General features: G+C 38.5%; 11 protein-coding genes. All 11 read right to left on the reverse strand.

Annotated features, from left to right (window positions below; translation table 11 throughout):
* Positions 1–82: 82 nt before the first annotated feature.
* Positions 83–1054 carry a succinylglutamate desuccinylase/aspartoacylase family protein gene (locus Q2T41_RS17515; protein WP_304437132.1) on the reverse strand — a complete coding sequence of 324 codons (972 nt, stop codon included), beginning with the start codon at positions 1052–1054 and terminating at the stop codon, positions 83–85.
* Entirely contained in the window at positions 1044–1919 is an 876-nt protein-coding gene (rimK, locus tag Q2T41_RS17520; protein ID WP_089261621.1) for a 30S ribosomal protein S6--L-glutamate ligase, read from the reverse strand. Before rimK ends, Q2T41_RS17515 begins: the two co-directional genes overlap by 11 nt.
* A gap of 171 nt (positions 1920–2090) precedes the next feature.
* Positions 2091–4025: a sialate O-acetylesterase gene (locus Q2T41_RS17525; protein WP_304437133.1), complete on the reverse strand. Its 1935-nt coding sequence runs from the start codon at positions 4023–4025 to the stop codon at positions 2091–2093.
* Between the two features lie 12 nt (positions 4026–4037).
* Complete coding sequence (locus tag Q2T41_RS17530; protein ID WP_304437134.1) at positions 4038–5078, reverse strand: glycoside hydrolase family 43 protein; 1041 nt, start codon at positions 5076–5078, stop codon at positions 4038–4040.
* A gap of 3 nt (positions 5079–5081) precedes the next feature.
* A complete protein-coding gene (locus Q2T41_RS17535) occupies positions 5082–6533 on the reverse strand; it encodes an MFS transporter (protein WP_304437135.1) in 1452 nt (483 codons plus the stop codon).
* Between the two features lie 24 nt (positions 6534–6557).
* Positions 6558–7643, reverse strand: coding sequence for an endo-1,4-beta-xylanase (locus Q2T41_RS17540; RefSeq protein WP_304437136.1), 1086 nt, complete (start codon positions 7641–7643; stop codon positions 6558–6560).
* A gap of 274 nt (positions 7644–7917) precedes the next feature.
* Positions 7918–12087: a two-component regulator propeller domain-containing protein gene (locus Q2T41_RS17545; protein WP_304437137.1), complete on the reverse strand. Its 4170-nt coding sequence runs from the start codon at positions 12085–12087 to the stop codon at positions 7918–7920.
* Between the two features lie 29 nt (positions 12088–12116).
* Positions 12117–14288 carry an alpha-glucuronidase family glycosyl hydrolase gene (locus Q2T41_RS17550; RefSeq protein ID WP_304437138.1) on the reverse strand — a complete coding sequence of 724 codons (2172 nt, stop codon included), beginning with the start codon at positions 14286–14288 and terminating at the stop codon, positions 12117–12119.
* Between the two features lie 210 nt (positions 14289–14498).
* On the reverse strand, positions 14499–17807 hold the full coding sequence (locus Q2T41_RS17555) for a VCBS repeat-containing protein (RefSeq protein WP_304437139.1): 3309 nt from the start codon (positions 17805–17807) through the stop codon (positions 14499–14501).
* Between the two features lie 109 nt (positions 17808–17916).
* The gene (locus tag Q2T41_RS17560) at positions 17917–19401 is read right to left on the reverse strand and encodes a RagB/SusD family nutrient uptake outer membrane protein (protein ID WP_304437140.1); all 1485 of its coding nucleotides are present in this window, start codon (positions 19399–19401) and stop codon (positions 17917–17919) included.
* Positions 19402–19421: 20 nt separating this feature from the next.
* Complete coding sequence (locus Q2T41_RS17565; protein ID WP_304437141.1) at positions 19422–22418, reverse strand: SusC/RagA family TonB-linked outer membrane protein; 2997 nt, start codon at positions 22416–22418, stop codon at positions 19422–19424.
* Between the last annotated feature and the right edge of the window lie 52 nt (positions 22419–22470).

Here is a 22470-nt window from a genome sequence, read left to right on the forward strand (position 1 = left end):
TATTTTAATTTTAGGGGATCTTTAAATCTAATTTATGAAAATGGATGATATGAAAATAGCCGGTATACGCGTTTTTTAGACGTTATTCCACATCATGGGCAATGTGCAATATGGCATCTCCTTGATTTACGATCGGAGATTGGTTGATGCATAGGATATAGCTATTTTCCGTTGCTTTTATCTTTCGTTCAAAATATCCAAAAGGCCCTGAAATACTTCCCAGTTCGGCACCTTTGGAAACTTTCTCTCCAACTTTTACGATTGGATGAAACATGCCGGAATGTTTTGCCCGTATCCATTTAGAGGCATTTACCAATTTTGGGGTTACCGGTTTTGTGGATAATTGCGAAATTTCATCATCAAAATTACGCATTCCTAAATGTTGCATTATGCGTAAAGCACCCACTATACCGGTGTTGGTGATTTCCTTATCAATATGGAGCGATTTTCCTCCTTCGTATAACAAAACTTTTTTCTTCAGTTTGTGTAAAGTTTCCCTAAACGATTTTTCCCTACCTGCGGATTTTACTATAAATTCTGCGCCAAATTCCTTTGCCAGGGCCAAACCGTCCTCATCATCCTTGTCTATCCGTATTTGTGGGGCATTGAAACGGCTATCGCCACCAGTATGGAAATCTATACAACAATCAATTAAAGGTGCTATGTCCTTCACCAAATGATAGGCGAACCTACTTGCCAGGGAGCCTCTTAAACTACCGGGAAAAACCCGGTTAAGATCTCTCCCATCAGGAAATTGTCTTGTCTGGTTCAAAAATCCAAAAATGTTCACTACCGGAATACAAATGACCATACCGTAGGTTGGCCGGTTATACTTTTTTGAAACAATCTGGCGAACAATTTCAACACCGTTTATCTCATTGCCATGAATTCCGCCCGTTATCAATAATGTAGGGCCATCCTTTTTTCCACGTTCTACAATTACGGGGACCTCGATCTTTGTCCTCGTATGTAATTTTGCGATATCCAAACTTAGTTGGGCTCCTTTTCCTTTTTCAATATGCTGTCCTAGGACCTTATGTTTTTTAATCGACATTCCTTTCTACGTACTTTATAATTTTACCTGCAATATTTTTTCCTGTGGCGGCCTCAATGCCTTCTAGACCTGGTGATGAATTTACCTCCAAAATTAAGGGACCTCGGTCAGATTGTAACATATCTACACCGGCAACGCCCAATCCTAGGCATTTTGCAGCTTTTATAGCTGCATTTTCCTCTTCGTCCGTCAGTTCAATAATTTGGGCTGAACCTCCACGATGAAGGTTTGATCTAAATTCACCTTCCTTGCCCTGTCGTTTCATTGAGCCTACTACGACACCATCTATTACAAAAGCACGAATATCTGCCCCTTTTGCTTCTTTTATAAATTCTTGTACAATGACCCTTGCCTGAAGACCGTTGAAAGCCTCGAGAATAGATTCTGCGGAATTGCGGTTATCCGCTAGCACCACACCTAGACCTTGGGTCCCCTCCAATAATTTTATGACTACCGGGGCACCACCGGCCTTGTCAATGATGGCACCTACATTTTTTGAATAATTACTAAATATGGTTTTAGGCAATCCTAGACCGGCTCTTGATAAAATTTGTAAACTTCTTAATTTATCCCTTGAACGAACCAATGCCTGGGATTCTACGGAACTGAAGACTTTCATCATTTCAAATTGGCGAACAACGGCCGTTCCATAAAAAGTTATGGAAGCTCCTATACGTGGTATGACCCCATCAAAACCCTCCAGTTCCTTTCCTTGGTATATAAGACCTGGTCTTTTTTTCTCTATGATCAAATCACATTTAGAATGGTCTATGATATGCATTTCATGGCCTTTGTTCATTCCTGCTTCGATTAAGCGTTTGGTGGAATATAGGTTGGGGTTTTGGGATAATACGGCAATCTTCATTAACATGTATGGTTTAGTACTATTTGTAATGTAATTTTTTAAAAAGGAAATGGGTTAATAATGGTATCTGGCCTATCAAAATACTATAATAAATTGACCTTGCAATTATAATGAAAAATAAATCAGGTGGTTAAGTGTATAGTAAACTTTGCCTATAGAATTCTAAGAATTCTATTCCGTAGTAAATGGTGAAGCTGGCAAGCCTTCCTTGTTATAAAGATTTGCGTTATCTGGGTTATCTGACCATGCATAGCGCACGTATTTTGGAGCACTTATGTCATTATGCCATACAATGACCTTATTGTCTTCAATTTTGGCATTGGCCCATACAAAATTTTTATCCTCCCCGGCAATGGCAAATTGGGCCGGCGCACCGCCATCTTCAGTAATTAATCCACTACCTGTATATGAAAAGGAAAGAAGGATCTTATTGTTTTCAATAGTATGGCCATTATATAGGGGTCCTGAAAAAACAACGTCTTCATTATAGGCCAATTTAAACGCGGCCAAGGCCATACGCTCCCCAACATCTTTTTTGTTTTCAGGATGTATATCGTTCCATTCCCCTAAATCTATATTAATGGTCATAGCTGTATTTGCTATTTGCAATGCGTTTGATTGCGCATGCCTGAACTCGGCCCATTTACTTTCTTCCGGTAGATAGTTAACATCCATAAAATTGGGTAGTTGCGCATATATAAAGGGTAAATTGGGTAGTTCAAACTGGTTTCTCCAATCTATGATTAATCCTTGTAATAATTGGGCATATTTTTCCGGTTCACCGGAATTGCTTTCCCCTTGATACCATAATACGCCCGTGAGTGCAAGTTGGGTGTATGGAGCCACCATTGCATTGTACAATGCGGTAGGCTCGTTTTGGGCATTGAATATTGTGCCGTTTGGCGTGTTCTTTGGTGCAAATACTTCACCTACTTTATACTCCCAATATCCTTTAATATCTACAGTGTCTTTTTCTGTAGAAATGAAATATGGTTTATCTGGCACAAAGCCTCCTTTACCGTTGTAATTGGTAACCTTTACGACCAATGTATTTTTACCAGTTATCAAAAGATTACTGGGAATGGAGTATTGACGTTGTGGATATTGGTAAGTAGTCTGTCCTATTTTGGTACCATTTAGATATACTTGGTCTGCATCTACAATTCTTCCTAAAAATAGCTTAGCCTCCGCTTCTGCCATAGATTGTGGTACCTTAATTTCCTTCCTATACCACACCGTGCCATTTAAATCTTTGATGCCTTGGTCTTCCCAATAACCGGGTATGTTGATTTTACGCCAGTTTAATGGCTTGTAACTAGGGTCATACCAATGAATAGGACCTGATATGCCTAGGTCCATAGTGGTTTCTACAGTCTGATCTTTAGCGGCTTTGTCCCTTTTTATTAAACTATTTATATAAACCGAGTCCTTGTTTCTTTCAATTGTGTTTAGAATGTCAGGGTTGTTGTGAAAACCATTTTCGCTCGTCCAAGCCTCTATGCGGGTGCCCCCAACACTGGCATTTATCAATCCTATGGGAATGCCATACTTGTCATAAACCTGCTTGGCAAAAAAATAGGCGACCGCAGAAAAGTTGGGTATTTCCTTTGTAACGGCTACTTCCCATTTACCCCCGTCCATATTGTTTTTAGGTCCGTTCAATTCCGTATTTCTTGGTACCTTAAAATGTCTGATTTCGGGAAAGTTGGCCTCTCTTATCTCTTTGGCATAGGTAACATCATGCCTGAACAATTGATGTTCCATATTGGATTGTCCGGCAACCAACCATACATCACCAATTAAAATATTATGTACCGTAAGGTTGTTAGTAGCTGATATTTGAAGGTTATATGGGCCGCCAGCCTTCATTTTGGGGAAAACCACTTCCCATTCACCGCTGGCCGAAGCTTTTGTTTTACGAGTGTGATTTTTTAGGGTTAGTGTAATTTCTTCATGATTGGAAGCCCAACCCCATATTTTTATAGGAGCATTTCGTTGCAATACCATACTATCCCTGAATATTTGGGGCAATCTTACTTGGGCTATAGTGTCCGGTGAGAACAATAGGCCAAATAAGAGACTTAGTATGATTTTTGCAGATTTCACGATTATTTTGATCTATATGTTTTTGTATGGGGAAATGGTTTTTATATGCCCATCTTCCATATGTTCAATTTCTACCATTTTTACGGATCTTAAATGCGTTACGCCCTTAGATAAGCTACTGTCATGGTAAAATAAGTAATACTTGTCTTCTACCTGACATATTGAATGATGGGAGGTCCATCCAACAACAGGCTGTAAAATTCTACCGCCATATGTAAATGGACCATAAGGATTATCCCCTATGGCGTAACAAATAAAATGCGTATCTCCAGTGGAATAGGAAAAGTAATATTTTCCTTTGTATTTATGCATCCATGCTGCTTCAAAAAAACGCCTGTTATTGTCTCCGGCCAATAATAGATTACCATCTTCATCTAAAATTTCTATTTCCTTTGGTTTTTCTGCAAATTCCAAAAGGTCATCGGTTAATTTAGCAACAAATGGGAGTAGAGCCGGTTCATTATCTTCCGGTAAATGTGCTGTTGGACTATCCGGATTTTGAGCATTATATTCGCCGGTGCGCCAACGTTGTAATTGACCTCCCCATAAGCCTCCAAAATACATATAATAATTTCCATCATTATCTTGTAGAACGGCCGGATCAATAGAAAAACTATTTTCAATTGCTTTAGGTTGGGGTGTAAAAGGCCCAATAGGACTATTGCTCACCGCTACACCGATCTTGAATATACCATCATATCCTTTTGCCGGAAAAAACAGATAATATTTGTCATCTTTTTTAGCTGCATCTGGTGCCCACATTTGCTGTTCCGCCCATGGTACATCATTTACATGTAATGCTACACCATTGTCTTTGGCCTCTGCATCTATTGAATCCATGGACAATACGTGATAATCTTCCATAGCAAAGTGGCTTCCCAAGTCATCAAAAGCTTCACCTGCGTCTATATCGTGAGATGGGTAAATATATATTTTCCCATCAAAATAGTGTGCAGATGGATCTGCGGTATAAATATGGGTGACCAAAGGTTTTGATATTGCTTTTTTATTTAATTCATCAAAGTCAATATGGTCAATACTTTCTTCTGGCATAGTTTACGCTTTTCTTCTGGTTATTAAATCTTGTTCAATCTGAACTTCCATCTTTTTATTTATTTCATATAGGAACAACAGGGCAATGGCCAGGAAAAATGCAATTGACGGATAAATGCTGACCAACATTTTAGTGCCTTGTATGGCTGTGTCGGGTTGGATTATGGTTTCTGAATTTCCAAATTTGTTGGGGATATAATCATAAAGACCAAGTATCCATGTAACTAATGAACTGCCAATGGTCAACCCCAATTTTAAACCGATCATCATTGCGGAAAATATAATGGCGGTAGCCCTGCGGTTGTTCTTCCATTCAGAATAATCTGCAACGTCGGCGATCATTGCCCATAAAAGGGGTATGGTAATGCCATAGAAGAAACCATGTAATATTTGAGATAAAAACATTAATTCTACTGAGGTAGGGGCAAAGAAATAGAAAATGGCAATGAACAAGGTAGATATAAAAAGTGCAGCGCCAAAGACATCACGTTTCCCAAACCTATCTGCCAACCCTTTGGACAAGGAAATACCTACTATCATAAAAATTATTCCACCGGCATTGAAAAGTCCAAATCCTGCCGATATGGGGTTGTCACCAAAAAAATCGACTCCAATATTGGTTAAACCATTGAGAAGCGGACCAATAAATGCCGCTAAGCTATTGGCATCGACATAATTTTCAAAATAATAAACGTAAGAGCCACCCTTTAAGGCCAAGGTAATAAACACTAATGTGGTCAATACCAACATTATGATCCATGGCCTATTTTTAATCAAATCACCCAAATCCTCTCGCAAGCTTGATTTTTGCTCCGGGGTAGGTATTACGCGCTCCTTTGTTGTAAAGAATGTGATCAATAACATAATGGTACCAATGATCGCCAAATAGGTCATGACCTTTTCAATACCTACGGCCTTATCACCGTTACCTGCATATTCAATTATGGGCAGCATAAATACCTGAACAAAAAACTGGGCGAACATTACAGCTACAAAGCGATAGGACGATATACTGTTGCGTTCTTTCATACTACCGGTTATTACCCCGCTCAATGCGGCATAGGGTAAATTATTGGCGGCATATAATAAAAGTAGTAGGGTATAGGTTACGGCCGCATAGGCTACTTTGCCCGTATAATCAAAATCTGGTGTGCTGAAAGCTAAAAGTGCCACTAAACCTAATGGAATGGAGGTAAACAAAATCCAAGGTCTAAACTTTCCCCATTTACTTCTGGTCCTGTCCGCCAATGCACCTACTATGGGATTAAAGGCAAATGCCGCAATCATACCTACCAAAAATATTATGTAAGAGGCATCTTGGGTTTCTAATCCATAGATGTCCGTATAAAAATAGGCTAGATAGGTAACTAAGGTCTGGAAAACCAGATTGGCGGATAAATCCCCTAAAGAATATCCAATCTTTTCTTTTAGGGATACTTTATGTTCGTTGTTCATTTAGGATGAGTTTGGTTGTAAGTATTATAGCGTACTGTCTTTTGCCACCTGAATGACACTATGGTATGCTGCTTTTGGTTTAAACTGCCTGTCAAACAAAAGTGGATAATTGGTTCTGTTCTCAATAGGCCAATTGTTCAACCATGTCTGTCCATCGTTAACGCCCCAAAATGTAACTCGGCTAATTTTATCTTGATGCTTTTTGAACAATGCAAAAATATCCCGGTAGCGTTTTGCCAATTGGTTGGATACCGAATCCGGTAGTTGTTCCGTATACGGATTCATAAATTCACTTCCTTCAAAGTTTTGGCTGACTTCAGCCCCTTCCAAGTCCCATGGGTTTGGTAATGCGGTTACATCCAATTCCGTAATCATGACTTTTACGCCCAATTCTGAATACGCAATAATACTTTCTTCAATTTCCTGTAGTGATGGCCCCTCTAAGCTCCAATGTGCCTGCATACCAATACCATCTACCCTGGCTCCTTGTTCCTTAAGGTTCTTTACCAATGTAATGGCGCCTTCCCGTTTTTTGGGCTTGGTCATGTTATAATCATTGTAATAAAGCTCTGCATTAGGGTCTGCTTCTTGTGCCCATTTAAATGCATTGGTCAAATATTCCGGTCCTAATTTTTCCAGAAATAATGAGTTGCGTAAAGTGCCATTCTCATTTAATGCTTCATTGACCACGTCCCAACCATGTATTTTGCCCTTATAACGAGATGCAATGGTCTGTACGTGGTTCTTTAGACTATTTGATAATTCCTCATTATCCTTAATCTCGTTGACCCACGGAGCCAATTGACTATGCCAAACTAGATTATGGCCAATGAACACCAAATTATTTTTTTTGCTAAAATCGATATAACGGTCTGCCATTTCAAAATTAAATTCACCTTGAGCCGGCTCCATATACATCCATTTCATTGAATTTTCTGGAGTAATGGTATTAAACTGTTCCTTGATCAATTGTACACCTAGATTATCCTTACCGCTAATTTGATTGTCATTTACTGCGCTACCTATCAAAAAGTAATTCTTGTACGCTTCTTTAAGAGTTGGTTCTACTTCAACTTTTTCTGGTTGATGATCTTGCTTGCAACTTAGCAATACTGTGCTTATGCAAAAAAATAAAACGTATTTGCATAAATTGGAGGGACTATAAAGTTGTTTCATATGATGTTGATTGGTTAAGCTTGAGTTTTCGTTTATTTAAGTGTTTAAAAGTACGTTCTGCATTTCTAAGTCATTGTAACAATTGAAGCAATGCATAATAAACTTGTTGCATCGACAGAAAACATATCTAAAAAAAATTGATTTGCTAAAAATAGCTCCTGTAAATTTCAAAAACGTAAAATATTGATATGTTTTAAGTTAGCGGGTTTTATTCGTTTATTGTTTTCAATTCTGTTGGGAGCATACCAAATTCATTTTTAAAACATTTGCTGAAATAGGAGGGAGAGGAAAAACCTACCTTGAAACCAACTTCACTAATAGATTCACTGCCGTTTTCTATCATTTGCTTTGCTCTTTCCAATCGTATTTTTCTAATAAGTTCATTGGCCGTCATGCCCGTAATCGCCTTAATTTTTCTATATAACTGACTTCGGCTCAATGACATATCGTCTGCCAAATGCTCTACATTTAAGTCCGTTTCCCCAATATTCTCGTTGACATAGTCCAACACCTTCTGCATAAAAGTTTTGTCTATTTTGGTGGTGTTCTGTAGCAAGGTAATCTTGTTCTTGTCGTTGATATTATGCTCAAGAAATTGTTGCCTGTTTTCAATTAATCGTTTTAAGTATGACCGTAATACTTTCATTTCAAAAGGCTTGGTCAAATACGCATCAGCCCCGGCATCTATACCTTTTACTTTTTCACTGCTCATTGCCTTGGCGGTGAGCATAAGTACGGGTATATGGCTGGTCTTTAAATCATCCTTTATTTTTTTACAAAATTCAAAACCGTCCATTTCAGGCATAATGATGTCGGTTATAATAATATCCGGTATGCCTTTTAGGGCCAATTGTAATCCAATATGGCCATTGTCCGCCTCTACAACTATATAATCTGCCCGTAATTTGTTCTTAAGGTAATTTCTTAACTCTATATTGTCCTCTACTATTAGTACCGTTTTTTTGTCTTTTTCAGTACCAAGTAAGACGGTATCATTAAAGGCTTCAAGATTAATATTAGGTTTGTTCGTAGAAATTATATCCGTATCCAATGCTACGTTAGGCGTATATTCCGATGCTTTTAAATGGTTTTTGCCCAAGGGAAAGAACAACTTAAATTTAGTTCCTTGACCTTCTTCACTCTCCACATCAACAATTCCTTTATGTAACTGAACAAAGCTTTGAACCAGTTCTAGTCCAATACCGGTTCCTGTTGCACCATAATATTGTTGGTTTTTATCGGAAGCTTGATAAAAGCGTTCAAAAATGTGGCCAATGTCCTCTTTGCTAATGCCTGTGCCAGTGTCCTCTATGCTGATCTCTAAGGCATTGATGGGTTCTACTTCATTGATCAGTGGAAATATAATTTCCTCTTTGCATTTATAGACACTAATGGTAATTACGCCATTTTCCGATGTGGCCTTAAACGCATTGCTGAGTAAGTTGAAGAGTATTTTTTCCAAAAGACCGGGATCTCCCCAGAAATCGGTGTCGCGATCATCTGTCTCAATGGACATCAAGATATTTTTTTCAAAAGCCTCTTCCTCAAAATGTTCTGAAATTTCCTTGACAAATTTATGGGCATTGATGTTAGATGCGTTCAGCGTCAACCTATTTAAATTCAACTTTCTAAAATCCATTAATTCATCAATGAGATTTTTTAGCCGTTGCGCATTCCTGTAGATTATTCTGTGTTTTTCCTTTAGTCCCTTATTCAGTTTATATTGACTGTTTTCTACAATATCCATAATTGGATTTATTATCAAAGTCAATGGCGTTCTAAATTCATGGGATATATTTGTGAAAAACTGAATCTTTTTTTCGTTCAACAATTCTTCTTGTTGGCGCTGTGCCCTTTCAAACTTTATCATGCGTCTTTCCTCAATTCTTTTGTGAAGAAACCAATTGAGCAATAATGCAAAACCAACGGTCAAGATTAAATATCCTAAAATTGCCCATCTTGTGGCCCACCAAGGCGCTAGTACGGTAATGGGTAATGATAGTGGACTTTCTGTCCAAACACCGTCATTATTTGAAGCTTTTACATGAAATACATAATCTCCTGGTGATAAATTGGTATAGGTGGCCGTTCTTGTATTGCCAACATAGTTCCAATTATCCTCAAACCCCTCCAAATAATAGGCATATTCATTATTATTTGCTCTTGTAAAGTTAATAGCGGCAAATTCTAGGGTAAATACAAATTGATTAGGTTTTAACGTCAACTGCTCAACCTCATTTATACTTTTGCTTATGGGTGAATTCTTAGCCGTTGGAGAGACAGATTTATTGAATAATTTTAAATCTGTAAAATAGACCTTGGGTATCGTCTCATTATGTAAAATATTGTCTGGATGAAAATAATCTATCCCTTCGTAATTGCCAAAATATAAAATACCGTTCCGGTCCTTGGTAACGGCGTTATAATTAAAATTATTGGCCAATAGTCCATCTTCCCTATTGTAATTGGAAAATTGATCGGAGCTAGTCTCCAACATTGCCAACCCCGTTTCACCACTAACCCAAATATTATGGTTGTTGTCTTCTATGATAGATGATATATTTTCCAGTAAAAGACCATCTTCCTTAGTATACCAAACCACTTCGTTGATTTGGGGGCTTATCTTGCATAGTCCCTTGCCGTAGGTACCTACCCATATATTTTTTGCTTCGTCCTCATATAGGGCCCTAACATTTATTGTGCCCGTTAAATTTTGATTTTCGGATAAAAAGGAATTCAATAATAGGGACTGTAGTTTACTGTCCTCATTAGATCCATTGGTACGAACTAGACCGTTTGGGCCACCGATCCAAATATTGTCATTGTGATCAACCATTAAGGTGCGTATGTGGCCCTCAATGCCCAAGGATGTGTTGAACGAGGTATTGGTATGGTTTTTTATCTCCTTGTTAATTGGGTCATAAGAATGTAATCCGCCAAAAAATGTAGCGATCCATACCGTACCCTCAGCGTCTTCCGCAAAACTTGTAATACTATTGGAGGTCAGTCCACCATTGGTGGTTTCTATATTGTAATTTATAAAGGTACGTTCTCCTTTGGGAAGGAAATAAATTCCGGAACTCCATGTGCCGGCCCATAGATTTTCCTTGGAATCCAGGTATAAGGTTTGTACATCTAACTTTTCAAATCCTTTGTAACCACTGCTTTTACTATCCGATAGGTGATAAAATTTATTATTGACATGGTCATATTTATCTATGCCGCCACCATCCATTGCAATGTATAAATGGTTATCACTGGTTTCCACAATGCCGGTTACAGAAGGTGATTGTAAGGAGTTTGAGCTATAAGGAAGACTTTGGATGTTCTCAAATTTGTCATACAACTTGTCATAAACCCCTATGCCTTTATTGTAATACCCAAGCCAAATACGTTCTTGGTTATCGACAAAAATAGACCAGATGGAATTTGAACGAATACTATTGTATTCAGATTTGTTGTAGGTATAATTTTGTATTGGATTGCCCAGCTCATCCAACAAAAATAAACCGTCATTTTCCGTGGCACATAGAATGGTATTATCCTTTAGTACTTTAATGTCGAAAATACGTTTATCCGTAAAACCAAACTTTTCTATCGTGAAGTACCCTGTAGTTTCTTGTTTCACCTTTACCAATCCGTTTTTAAACGTTCCTATCAAAATATCGCCGTTCTGTTCAATTAATAGGGATTGTATGGAGTGTGAAATGCTCTGGTTGCCTTTTTTGGTCAAGAACATTTTTTGTTTAAGCTCATTTTGCTTTTTGTCATAGGTGTATAATCCCAAATTAGAACCTATCAACATATCACCATTGGGTAAGGGTACTAAAGTGTTAATTACGGATTTTGACCCTTTGCCATTGGATTCTTCCTGTACCATATGTATGTCAAATGTACTAGGATCTACTTGGTAAAGGCCGTGTGTGGGCGTGCCAACGTAGATGGTTCCTGAAATATCCTCACCAATGGAGTAAACTTGGGATTTTTTCAGTTTTCCTTTGTGATTTATAATCTGAATTCTTGAAAAATTGTCGAAGGTGGGATTGTATATACTCAGACCTTCATCCGTACCTACCCAAATTTGATTGTTGGAATCTAGAAACAGGGTATTGACAATAGAGCTCTGGATGGTGGTACTGTCATTGACCTGATTCTTATACGCTTTTAAATCCGTGCCGTTATATTTATAAAGACCTTCGCCATAGGTGGCTATCCAAATTAGACCATTATGATCTTGTACAATCTTTGTAATTGCACTTTTTGGAATACCCTCGTCAATAGTGAAAAAGTTATAGGTATCTGTAATATTCTGACCTGTTGCCATAAACATAAAAAAGCAACCCAACAGGCTAAATATATACCTTATTTGTATTTTCATTTTACAACATCTTTGCTCTATTTATTCTGCTAATTCCACTGTGGACGAATACCGGGTGCAAAAGGAAATTTAAGGGACCTGTATTCCTCAAGACTTTTATTAGGTTGTTCTACTCCTTTTGGTAAAGGTCTTTTTGAAAAAGTCTGGAAATATAACAAACACGCATTGCGCCACCATTTTGCTTCCTTTAGTTGAATCTGTAAAAGCATTTTTACTTCTTCATATTCATGTACTGTCAAGAATGGTTTTGCATTTTCCCATGTAGCGATCATAGTACTAACTTGGTCAACACCTTTTTGATATTTTAAAGCTATGCCGTCCCATAAACTATTTCCACTCTTAAGTTTGTAGTCCCATGGCAGATGGTGAAACCACAATAAAAACATTTCCGGTGTTGTTGCTGGATCATTAAATTTCTTTTCCAAGAACGGTGCATATTGCTCGGTAGCATTACTACCCGTATCGGTACGGTCAAAACCAATACCATTTTCGTCCGCTTTGTGATAATATATGGGGTTCCAGTCCGGTCTACTCAAATTATCTACCCAAGGTCCAGGTCCGTAATGGTGACCGGTGTCAAAAATGTGATGCAGGCCAAGTGGATTCATATAGTTTACAACAGCTTCGCGCGAAGTGAGCATCATTTCCTTAATAGGTTCTATAAAGTTTTTGTCATTGCTGTAGGTAGTCCTTAACCATTCTTCCGCAATTTCATCGGCACTTAAATAAGGATTCCAGGCTAGGCGTCCAAATCCATACCAATTTGCTTGGGCAAATGGGTGTCCCGTCCAATTTAAGTCATTGCCAATATTGGACACTCCGGCCATGGCACTTATAGCGTTGTTATATAAGCTACCATCCACAACCTTGGCTACCGTAGAGCCTGGCCCTTTTTGGTAGGTATCCGCCTCCAAGACCTCTATGAATAATTTGGGTAGAAATACTAAATGTGTACTAAAGCCTAAATATTCTTGGGTAATTTGAAATTCCATGGCAATAGGGGTTTCCTTTAATGCACCGAACAAGGGGTGAAAAGGCTCCCTAGGTTGAAAGTCAATGGCCCCGTTCTTGACCTGTACCACAACGTTGTCCTTAAATTTGCCGTCATAGGGTAAAAATTCATCATATGCTTGTTTGGCCCTGTCCGTATCATCATGCTCAGAATATACAAATGCCCTCCATATAACATTTCCCCCAAAAGGTTTTAGTGCGGTGGCCATCATGTTTGCACCATCAACATGGTTACGTCCATATTTTTGCGGACCTGGTTGCCCTTCTGAATTTGCCTTGACAAGAAATCCGCCAAAATCTGGTATACGGGCATAAATCTCCTTTGCCTTATTGGACCACCATTTTTGAACTTCTTCATTTAAGGGGTCCGCGGTTTTTAAATTTCCAATTTCTATTGGTGCGGAAAATCTGGCGGTCAAATATACTTTTATGCCATATCCTCTAAAAACCTTGGCCAGGGCCTCAACTTTTTCCAAATACATAGGGGTCAATACCAATGCATTGGCATTTACATTGGTAAGCACTGTAGCGTTGATGCCAACAGAAGCATTTGCCCTTGCATAATCTATGTAGCGTTGGTCAATATATTCCGGTAGTTTTTGCCAGTTCCAAAGCGAAAATCCGGCATATCCACGTTCTATGCTACGATCTAAATTGTCCCAATGATTTAACATCCTTAAGTCAATTTTAGGACTATCCGCTAATGAAACTCCTGCTAGATCCTCATTCATTTGCATAAGGTTCAGCAACCTAAAAGTGCCATACAAAATTCCAATATTGGTTTTGGCGCTGACAAGGGATATGTTTTTATCGTTATAAGCAACGGTCTTTATTACATAGCCTTCATCATTTAGATTATCTACATCCTCTTTGATCAATTTTTGCAATGCATTGGGCAATTGGTCATACCGATCGATTATTAGCGTGCTTTCTGCCAAATTTTTTGAAAACGCCACCGGTTTGCCCAGCATATTGGGTAGGGCAGTGGACAATTCATTTTTTGCATTTTCTAAAACTTCATTATCTGCGGGAAAATAAACTTGCGATACTAAATCCGCGTATGATTGCAATACAGTTTTAGATTCAATCCTTCCATATTTTAACCACAGTTTGTAATCTTCTAAATGCTGACTTTTTACTGATGCGGTATACAGTGTAAACAAGAGGATTACAATTTTAAATTGTTTCATTTTGATGATTATTTATAATCGTGATACCTTTAAAAATAGCATATTTATAATTATTCGGATATATTTTATGATATCTTCAAAGATGATGGCTTAATTGTACCCACCCTACGGACAAATGTGATAATTACCTCTATTGAAAGCTATCATTACGCTTTTAAACTTTGATGACCGCCTTGAATAATTTTTAAAGTGGATACGATAACCTTTTCGTTAATTCCACTTTATAAATTGCAGATAATCGTTATTCTTAGCAGCCATAATATATGGCTCGTTGTTTTTTCTGCGTAAAGTGGCCATTGCCTTTACATCACCAGGAATGAACAGACCAGAACTACTTGCGGGATTTGCCTTGAAATTACCTTGGCCATCACCTGTTAAAAGTAGTCCATGAGAAGCATCGTTTCTTGGTGTTTCTACCTCAGAAACATATAGGTTTCCTGCCAAGACTATATCCAGATTCCCATCTTTGTCAAAATCATTTACCAAAAATTGATTAATACTGGATAGTTGGGCCTCTACAGGTAATTCATGCACAATAAACTTGCCTTGGTCATTTTCAAGATATACACTGGCAAATGATTTTACTTGATAGTGTACGGCTGCCTTTAAGGACTTTTCTGTATATACATCCTCTAAGGTTGCCTCTGCAAAACTTTCATAGTTTTGGAATTTTTGCTTTATAGCTGGTATTTGTTGGGAGGAACACTGTCTGCCCCTTAAAGGATACTGCTTGCCCTCATTATAATAACTTAATACAATATCATCCTTACTGTCCTTATCAAAATCGTTTACGAATATGTCAAAAGTTTCGTCTTCCGTGGCCTTGTATTTATAATTAAGTCCATTATTGCCTACTATATAATCCATATCGCCATCATTGTCAAAATCGCCTTGTTCAATACTCCACCACCATCCTGAAGTGTCTAAGTTTAGGCCCAATGTTTGGGAAACTTCCGTAAAGCCTTTTTCGGAATTTTTAAATACCCTAATAGGCATCCATTCGCCAACAATGATAATGTCTTCCCAACCATCATTGTTATAATCTGAAATCACGGCACTAGTTGCCATGCCCAATTCCTTAAATTCCTTGGGCATCATTTTTTCCGCTAATTGAAATTTAGGATTGCTTGCATTCCCCACGTTTTCCAAGATGTAACTATCTGTGGGTTTAGGATAATTTCCGGGTACCTGTCTTCCCAAAACCAATAGATCATTATCGCCATCTTTGTCAAAATCCGCTGCATAAACTTTAGAACCGCTCATTCTCATATCCGGCAGATTTTCATCTTCCAATTTTTGAAAATTACCCATACCGTCATTGATATAAAGTCTGTCCTTTAATAGTTCAGATTGCGGCGAGAACTCATAGCCGCCACTTACCACATAAAGGTCGTTGTCCCCATCCGCATCGGCATCAAAAAATAGCGCTCCTATATCTTCTTTTGCATTGTCTTCCTCTAAAAACGGACTTTCCAATTTTTTGAATCCATTTGCCCCCTGTATAAATATGCCCCCTGTTTGCTTTGCTGAGCCTCCAACGAAATAATCGTCCAGTTGGTCCCCATTAATATCGCCGATGGCCAATGCTGGGCCAAATGCCGACATTTGATGCGGTAATAAGACCTGGGTGGCAAAATCATCATAATAATTTTCTTTATGTCTATGCGATGGAAAAATAGAGGTCGTATCCGTTGTGAACAACTGTGTAAGCTCCAAAGATTTATCCTCTTGTGACTTGGCGTCTTTATAGGAAAGTACCAATTGTTGGTTGGTGTCTACATTGGATAATGTTTGCACGGTACCATCTGTCCAGACCGCTTTTAATTCCTTGATCTTTTTATGGTTGCCCAGTCCAAAGTGAAGTTCTGGTGCAACAGAGGATTGAAAGCCTCTGCTCAAAGTCAATTCTTGTACCTGGGTACCTTCATCCGTGGTTATATAAACCCTATTGCCCAAGCCGGAAGTGTTTCCTTTATTTCCTTGAAACTTTACGCTTAGGTATGTATTTGAATTGGTGCCCGTATTCTTAAACACGGATGCCTTGTCATCAATGTTGTTGGTAATGATTTCCAAATCTCCATCGTTGTCCAGATCAGCGTAGACAACACCATTGGAAAAACCTTTATAGTTTATTCCCCATTTATCGTTTGCCATCTCAAAATCCAAATCTCCATTGTTCTTGAAAATGAAATTCTCAATTTTTTCTGATGGTATGCTATGGCTCAATTGTAAAAGGGTGTCATTTTCAATCTTAATCTTATCTAGTTTGTTAAAATAATCATTGTTGTTGATTTCCTTTCTGGTACCATTAGATACGAATAGATCTTTATGGCCGTCATTATCAAAATCAGCAAAAAGAGGTCCCCAACTCCAGTCTGTAGACGAGGTGCCCGTTATTCGGGATACGTTGGAGAAATGTGGAACACCATCCGTATAGACCCCGGAATTCAATTGTAGGCAATTGTGCATATATTGATAATGAAAACCCGCATTGACCACATCCCAAAACAGGGAAGGGTTCATACTGGCCATATTTGCTTTTTTTCTTCTATTGCTCCTTGCATCCATGTCTACCTGAAAAATATCAAGATTACCGTCGTTGTTAATATCAGCAATATCCGTTCCCATGCCATAAAAGGCCGTGTGTGCAGTGGCTTCTTTTATAACTTCTTTAAATGTGCCGTTTCCATTGTTGAGATACATAAAATCCGGAGAATTGAAATCATTGGAAACATATAGGTCCGGCCATCCGTCATTATTGATGTCCCCAACAGTGGCACTGAGGGTAAGTCCAAAATTTTTTACTCCCGCGGTTTCAGTGACATCTGTAAAGGAACCTCCATCGTTTCTATACAAATGATCGGATTCCGTATCTTCCAGATTGTTCATCTTAAAGGTGTAATAGAAAGTGGGCGATTTAAAATTTGTAGGGGGGTAGTTGGCTACGTACATATCTATATCCCCATCCTTATCATAATCGAAAAAGGTGGCTTGTACGCTATTACCTATATCGGCAACACCGTATTCTGCAGCTTTTTCAGTAAATGTACCGTCTGTATTGTTAATAAATAGTTGATTCTCCTTTGGTCCGAATTTTCCGCCAACGGAGCAATAAATGTCCAAATAGCCATCGCCGTTGACATCTGCCATGGTAACGCCTGTATACCAACGATCGTCACCTGCAACGCCCGCTTTATCGGTAATATCCTCAAATTGTAGGTTTCCCTTGTTCAAATAGAGCCTATTGGGTACTTGATTACCGGTAAAGTATAAGTCTAAAAGTCCGTCGTTATTGATATCACCAGTAGATACACCCCCGCCCATATAAAGATAGGAGTAGGTAAAATAGTTTAAGGAATCGTTTTCAGTAAGGGTATTGCTAAAATCAATACCAGTTTGGGAAGTAGTAAGCATAGAAAAGATTTTACCTTCAACCGGAGCTGCCTTTTTTGTACAATTGACCATTGTCAATACCCCTAAAAAACAGATTAGTGGTCTAAGTATCATCATTAATTTCATAGTACTGTAATTTGCAATTAAAATAAGATAAACTATTCAATAATATTGAAAAAGCAGCACGTTTTCACGTGCTGCCCAAATCAAACTAAACTAACTCAAAAAAACTATTTTAATATCCAGGATTCTGATCTGCTGCCGTTACATTTTCATTAGATGAAATTTCCCTGTCCGGTATGGGCCAAAGCTCATTTTTACCAGCTTGGAAATTAGTTCCTGCTAATTCTGTAGCGGCTAGGTTCCACCTTAAGATATCATTAAAGCGAACTTGCTCACCTGCTAATTCAACCTTTCTTTCATGAACGATAGCATCAAAAACTTCAGCTTTAGATAAACTATATGGTAGATCATCTAACGATGCCCTTTCCCTAACTTCATTAATATAATCAATGGCATCATCTTGCGTACCTACTTCATTTTCACACTCTGCCATCATTAACAGTACATCAGCATAACGTAAATATTTAAAGTTGATACCGGATTCTTGATCTTCATTGGCATCCTTGTAATAGTTCTGATATTTTTTCCATCCGGCACGTCTTTCTTCACCCGCGGTCAACATTTCAGCAGTAACGGTACCACCCGCAAACGTATCGCCCACCGAGTAGAAATTATCCGCATATCTGGTATCTCCTAGCTCAAATTCATCCAATAGATTATCTGACGGAAAAACGTTGAACCAATCATTAAACCCGTATTCCTGACCTCTAAAAGTAGCTTCGTTAGGTCCGGCACCTGTAACAGATGAGTTCCATTTAGCGCTTGCTCCCAAGGCATCATCATACTCTATTTCAAAAATGGATTCTATACCATGCTCTGTCTCTTCCGTGAAATTGTCAAAATAGTTTGGTTCCAATGCATATCCTGAAAGCTTTTCAAACTCGGCCAATGCCAAGGCATGTTCACCTCTGAACAAATAGACTTTTCCCAATAATGCAATTGCCGCACCTTTGGTAGCCCTACCGTTATCCTCTTCGCTCTTAGGTAATAAACTTGCAGATGCCGCTTGTAAATCTGAAATGATTAAAGCATATACCTCACTAGCGGGAGATTTGCCAATACCTTCTGTGGTAGTAGGTATTTCAGTAATTAACGGCATATCACCAAATCTTGTTACCAATAGAAAGTTATAAAGTGCGCGCAAGAATTTTGCTTCGCCAATGAACTTCTGTTTTGTGGCACTGCTAACAATAGCATCATCTATGGCGTTGATGGCCTCTTCATTGCCAATGACGAAATTGGCCTTGTTGATACCTCTGTAGCAACTTTCCCAATAATCTGCGATGGGTCCATGGCTAGAATCAAATGAAAAATCCAGGTATTGTCTTTTATCCGCCTCCAATTGTGGGTTACCATCGTTCTCATGTGACATGTTGTCCTGTGAGAAAAACATATGCCTGGAATATAGGCCTCTTGTCTGTAAATTGGCATAAACCGCATTTACTGCAGATTGTACCTGTGCTTCGGTCTTAAAAAATGTTTCGGGAGATAATCCATTGGGGTTTACCAGCTCCAAATCATTTTCACTACACGCATTTATTACCACTAGTGCGGTAAAAAGCGTGAACATTGAAAAAATAATTTTTGTTGTTTTCATATTTCTTTTCTATTTAGCAATTAAAATGATACTTGTAAACCTATTAGGTAAGTTTTAGGTTGTGGATAGGCACCTCTGTCGATACCATACTCAAATAAATCCCCATTTCCTACTTCTGGGTCTAGACCAGAGTATTCTGTAATGGTAATCAAGTTTTGACCACTAACATACACCCTAAACTTTGAGAACAACTCTTTGCCAAATGCGTTGCTTGGTATAGTGTACCCTATAGTAAGGTTCTTAAGCCTTGAAAATGATCCATCCTCTACAAAACGATCGGATAATTGAAGGTTTTGTGGAGCTCCACCAGCTCTTGGAACCGTAGTAGAAGGATTGGTCGGCGTCCATCTATCCAAAACACCAACTCCTGCGTTAAACAATCTTGGCATACCTTCTAGGTCATAAATGTTGGTATTGTACAAATCCCTACCGTAAATTCCGGTCCAGAACATATTAAAATCCCAATTCTTGTAATCTGCGCTTAAGTTAAGACCGTAGGTCAGGTCCGGAAGCGGATCACCTATAATAGCCCTATCTTCTGAAGTAATGTCACCATCATTGTTCAAATCCTTGAATCTAATGTCACCTGGCTGTACGGTGGTTTGACCTGGGTTGGCAGTAAATACCGCATCAACTTCGGCCTGGTTTTGATAAATACCATCTGTTACCAATCCGTAAAAATGAAATAAGGATTCGCCTTCAACAACTCTTGTAATGTTCTGGCTTTCAAAGTTTCCGCCAATAAGTTCGTCTACTCCTCCTAAAGAAAGAGCTGTGTTGGAACTAGTGGACAAGTTAACGTTGGCAGACCATTTAAAATCTCCTTCAAAATCATTATATCCTAAACTAAGTTCAAAACCTGTAGTCTCTACTGACCCCACATTTCTTACTTGACTGCCTTCATTGATACCCAGAGAGGTAGATGTAGGAACCCGTATTAAAAGATCATCACTTTGGTTTTCATAGTATTCTAGAGCTGCAGTGAACTTATCGTTAGCAAAACCTAAATCGACACCAATGTTCATCTGTTTGGTCTCCTCCCATTTTAAATCTGGATTAGCCAAACCAAAAGCGGTGGTGCCTACTGCATTAGATCCTGCAATTGGGTAAAGGAAATCATTTACCAATGTGGCGCTATATAAATAATTGGCAATCCTATCATTACCGGAATACCCTAAACTACCTCTTAACTTCAACGTACTTACGTTGGTGTCTACCATGAAATTTTCTTTGGCAACGTTCCAACCCAAAGCATAAGAAGAGAACCATCCCCATCGGTTATTAGATCCAAATTTAGAAGAAGCATCACGTCTTAAGGATACCGCTGCAATATATTTGTCGTCATAGTTATAGTTCAACCTTCCCAAAAATCCTAATCTATTATACTCAAAAGAAGTACTCTGTAAGCTAGAATCTTCATTGGATAATTCGTCAATTTCATCTGAAACCGAATTACGGCTGTTGGCATTGATGCTTGTACCTTTACTTTCAAATTTTTCCGATAGTAAAAGGGCCTCAAAATTATGTGCCTCTCCAAAAGTTTTGTTATACGTTAGACTATTGGTGAAAATTAATGTTTGACCATCAGATGCATTTTTTGTGATTGATGCAAATGCCTGTTGGTGTGTTCCTCCTAAACTATCATCGTTGAAAGATGGGATAAACCTGTCACTGGTAGCCTTGTAATAATCCAAACCTACTTGTGATTTGAACTTTAGACCTTCAAAAATGTCATATTCAGCAAAAATATTCCCAACCAAACTGAATGTATTGTTGACTGCATTTCCATGTTTTAATACTCGAACAGGGTTTTCTGCATCTTGGCCATCACCAGCACTGTTTGGTCCCTGAAAGCCACCAAGGTTGTTTTCATTGTAAACCGGTAAATATGGTGCAGCTTTTATAGCGTGCTCCAAAAGAGAACGGCCACCTACACCAGTTGGGTCTGGGTTCTGTTTGTTAAAATTAACGGACATGTTTTGTCCAAGCTTTAATTTTCCGAAGGTGAAATCACTATTGGCCCTAAAGGAATATCTTTGGAAGCCAGTTTCTATAACGATACCTTCACGCTCAAAATATCCACCAGAAATTCTGAAGTTACTGGTTTCATTACCACCGGATGCAGCCATGTCATAACTTCTTATAATTCCAGAGGTATATATTTCGTCTTGCCAGTTTGTATTTAGACCAGATGAGGACAATGGTGTATTAGGTACAATACCAAAGGCATCATTGGCATATTGTAAATATTGCTCCGTATTCAACACATCATATCTCTGGGTATTTTGCTGAAAACCGGTATGGGCATTAAAAGATAATTGCGTTTTACCACTTTTACCTTTTTTAGTGGTAACGATGATTACACCGTTAGAACCTTGTGCACCGTAAACAGCTGTTGTTGATGCGTCTTTAAGTACGTTAATGGTTTCAATATCATTTTGGTTGATACCAGAAAGATTACCAACGATTACTCCGTCAACTACAAATAGGGGTGAGTTGTTTCCAAAAGTACCTAAACCTCTAATGGTAATAGAAGGTTCTGTTCCCGGTGCACCTGTGTTAACTACAGAAATACCTGCAGCACGTCCTTGTAATGCCTCTGTGGCATTTGCAACCGGAACAGCATTAAGGTCTTCAGATTTTACACTGGAAATGGCCCCTGTAACGGCAGCCCTGCTTTGGGCACCATAACCTACAACGACCACTTCATCTAAAGTCTGTGCATCTATTTCCATTGACACATTAAAGGAAGTTTGCCCATTTACAGGTATTTGCTGTGTTAAATAGCCAATGTAACTGATGGTAAGGGTAGCGTCAGTAGGAACGTTCGCCAATGAAAAATTTCCATCGAAATCTGTCTGGGTTCCATTTGTGGTGCCAGAAACCACTACAGATGCACCGGGAAGCGGTGTACCCGTTTCATCAGAAACAACACCGGTGAGGGTAGTTGTTTGTGAAAAGGCAAATTGCCCCAACATTGCAATAAAGGCAATGAATGTAATTTTGAGTTTACTCATAATTAATTAAGTTTAAGTTGTTATTCGTTCGAGTCACATTTATGCTAAATAG

It is taken from the genome of Maribacter confluentis (assembly GCF_030505015.1).
Taxonomy (GTDB): domain Bacteria; phylum Bacteroidota; class Bacteroidia; order Flavobacteriales; family Flavobacteriaceae; genus Maribacter; species Maribacter sedimenticola.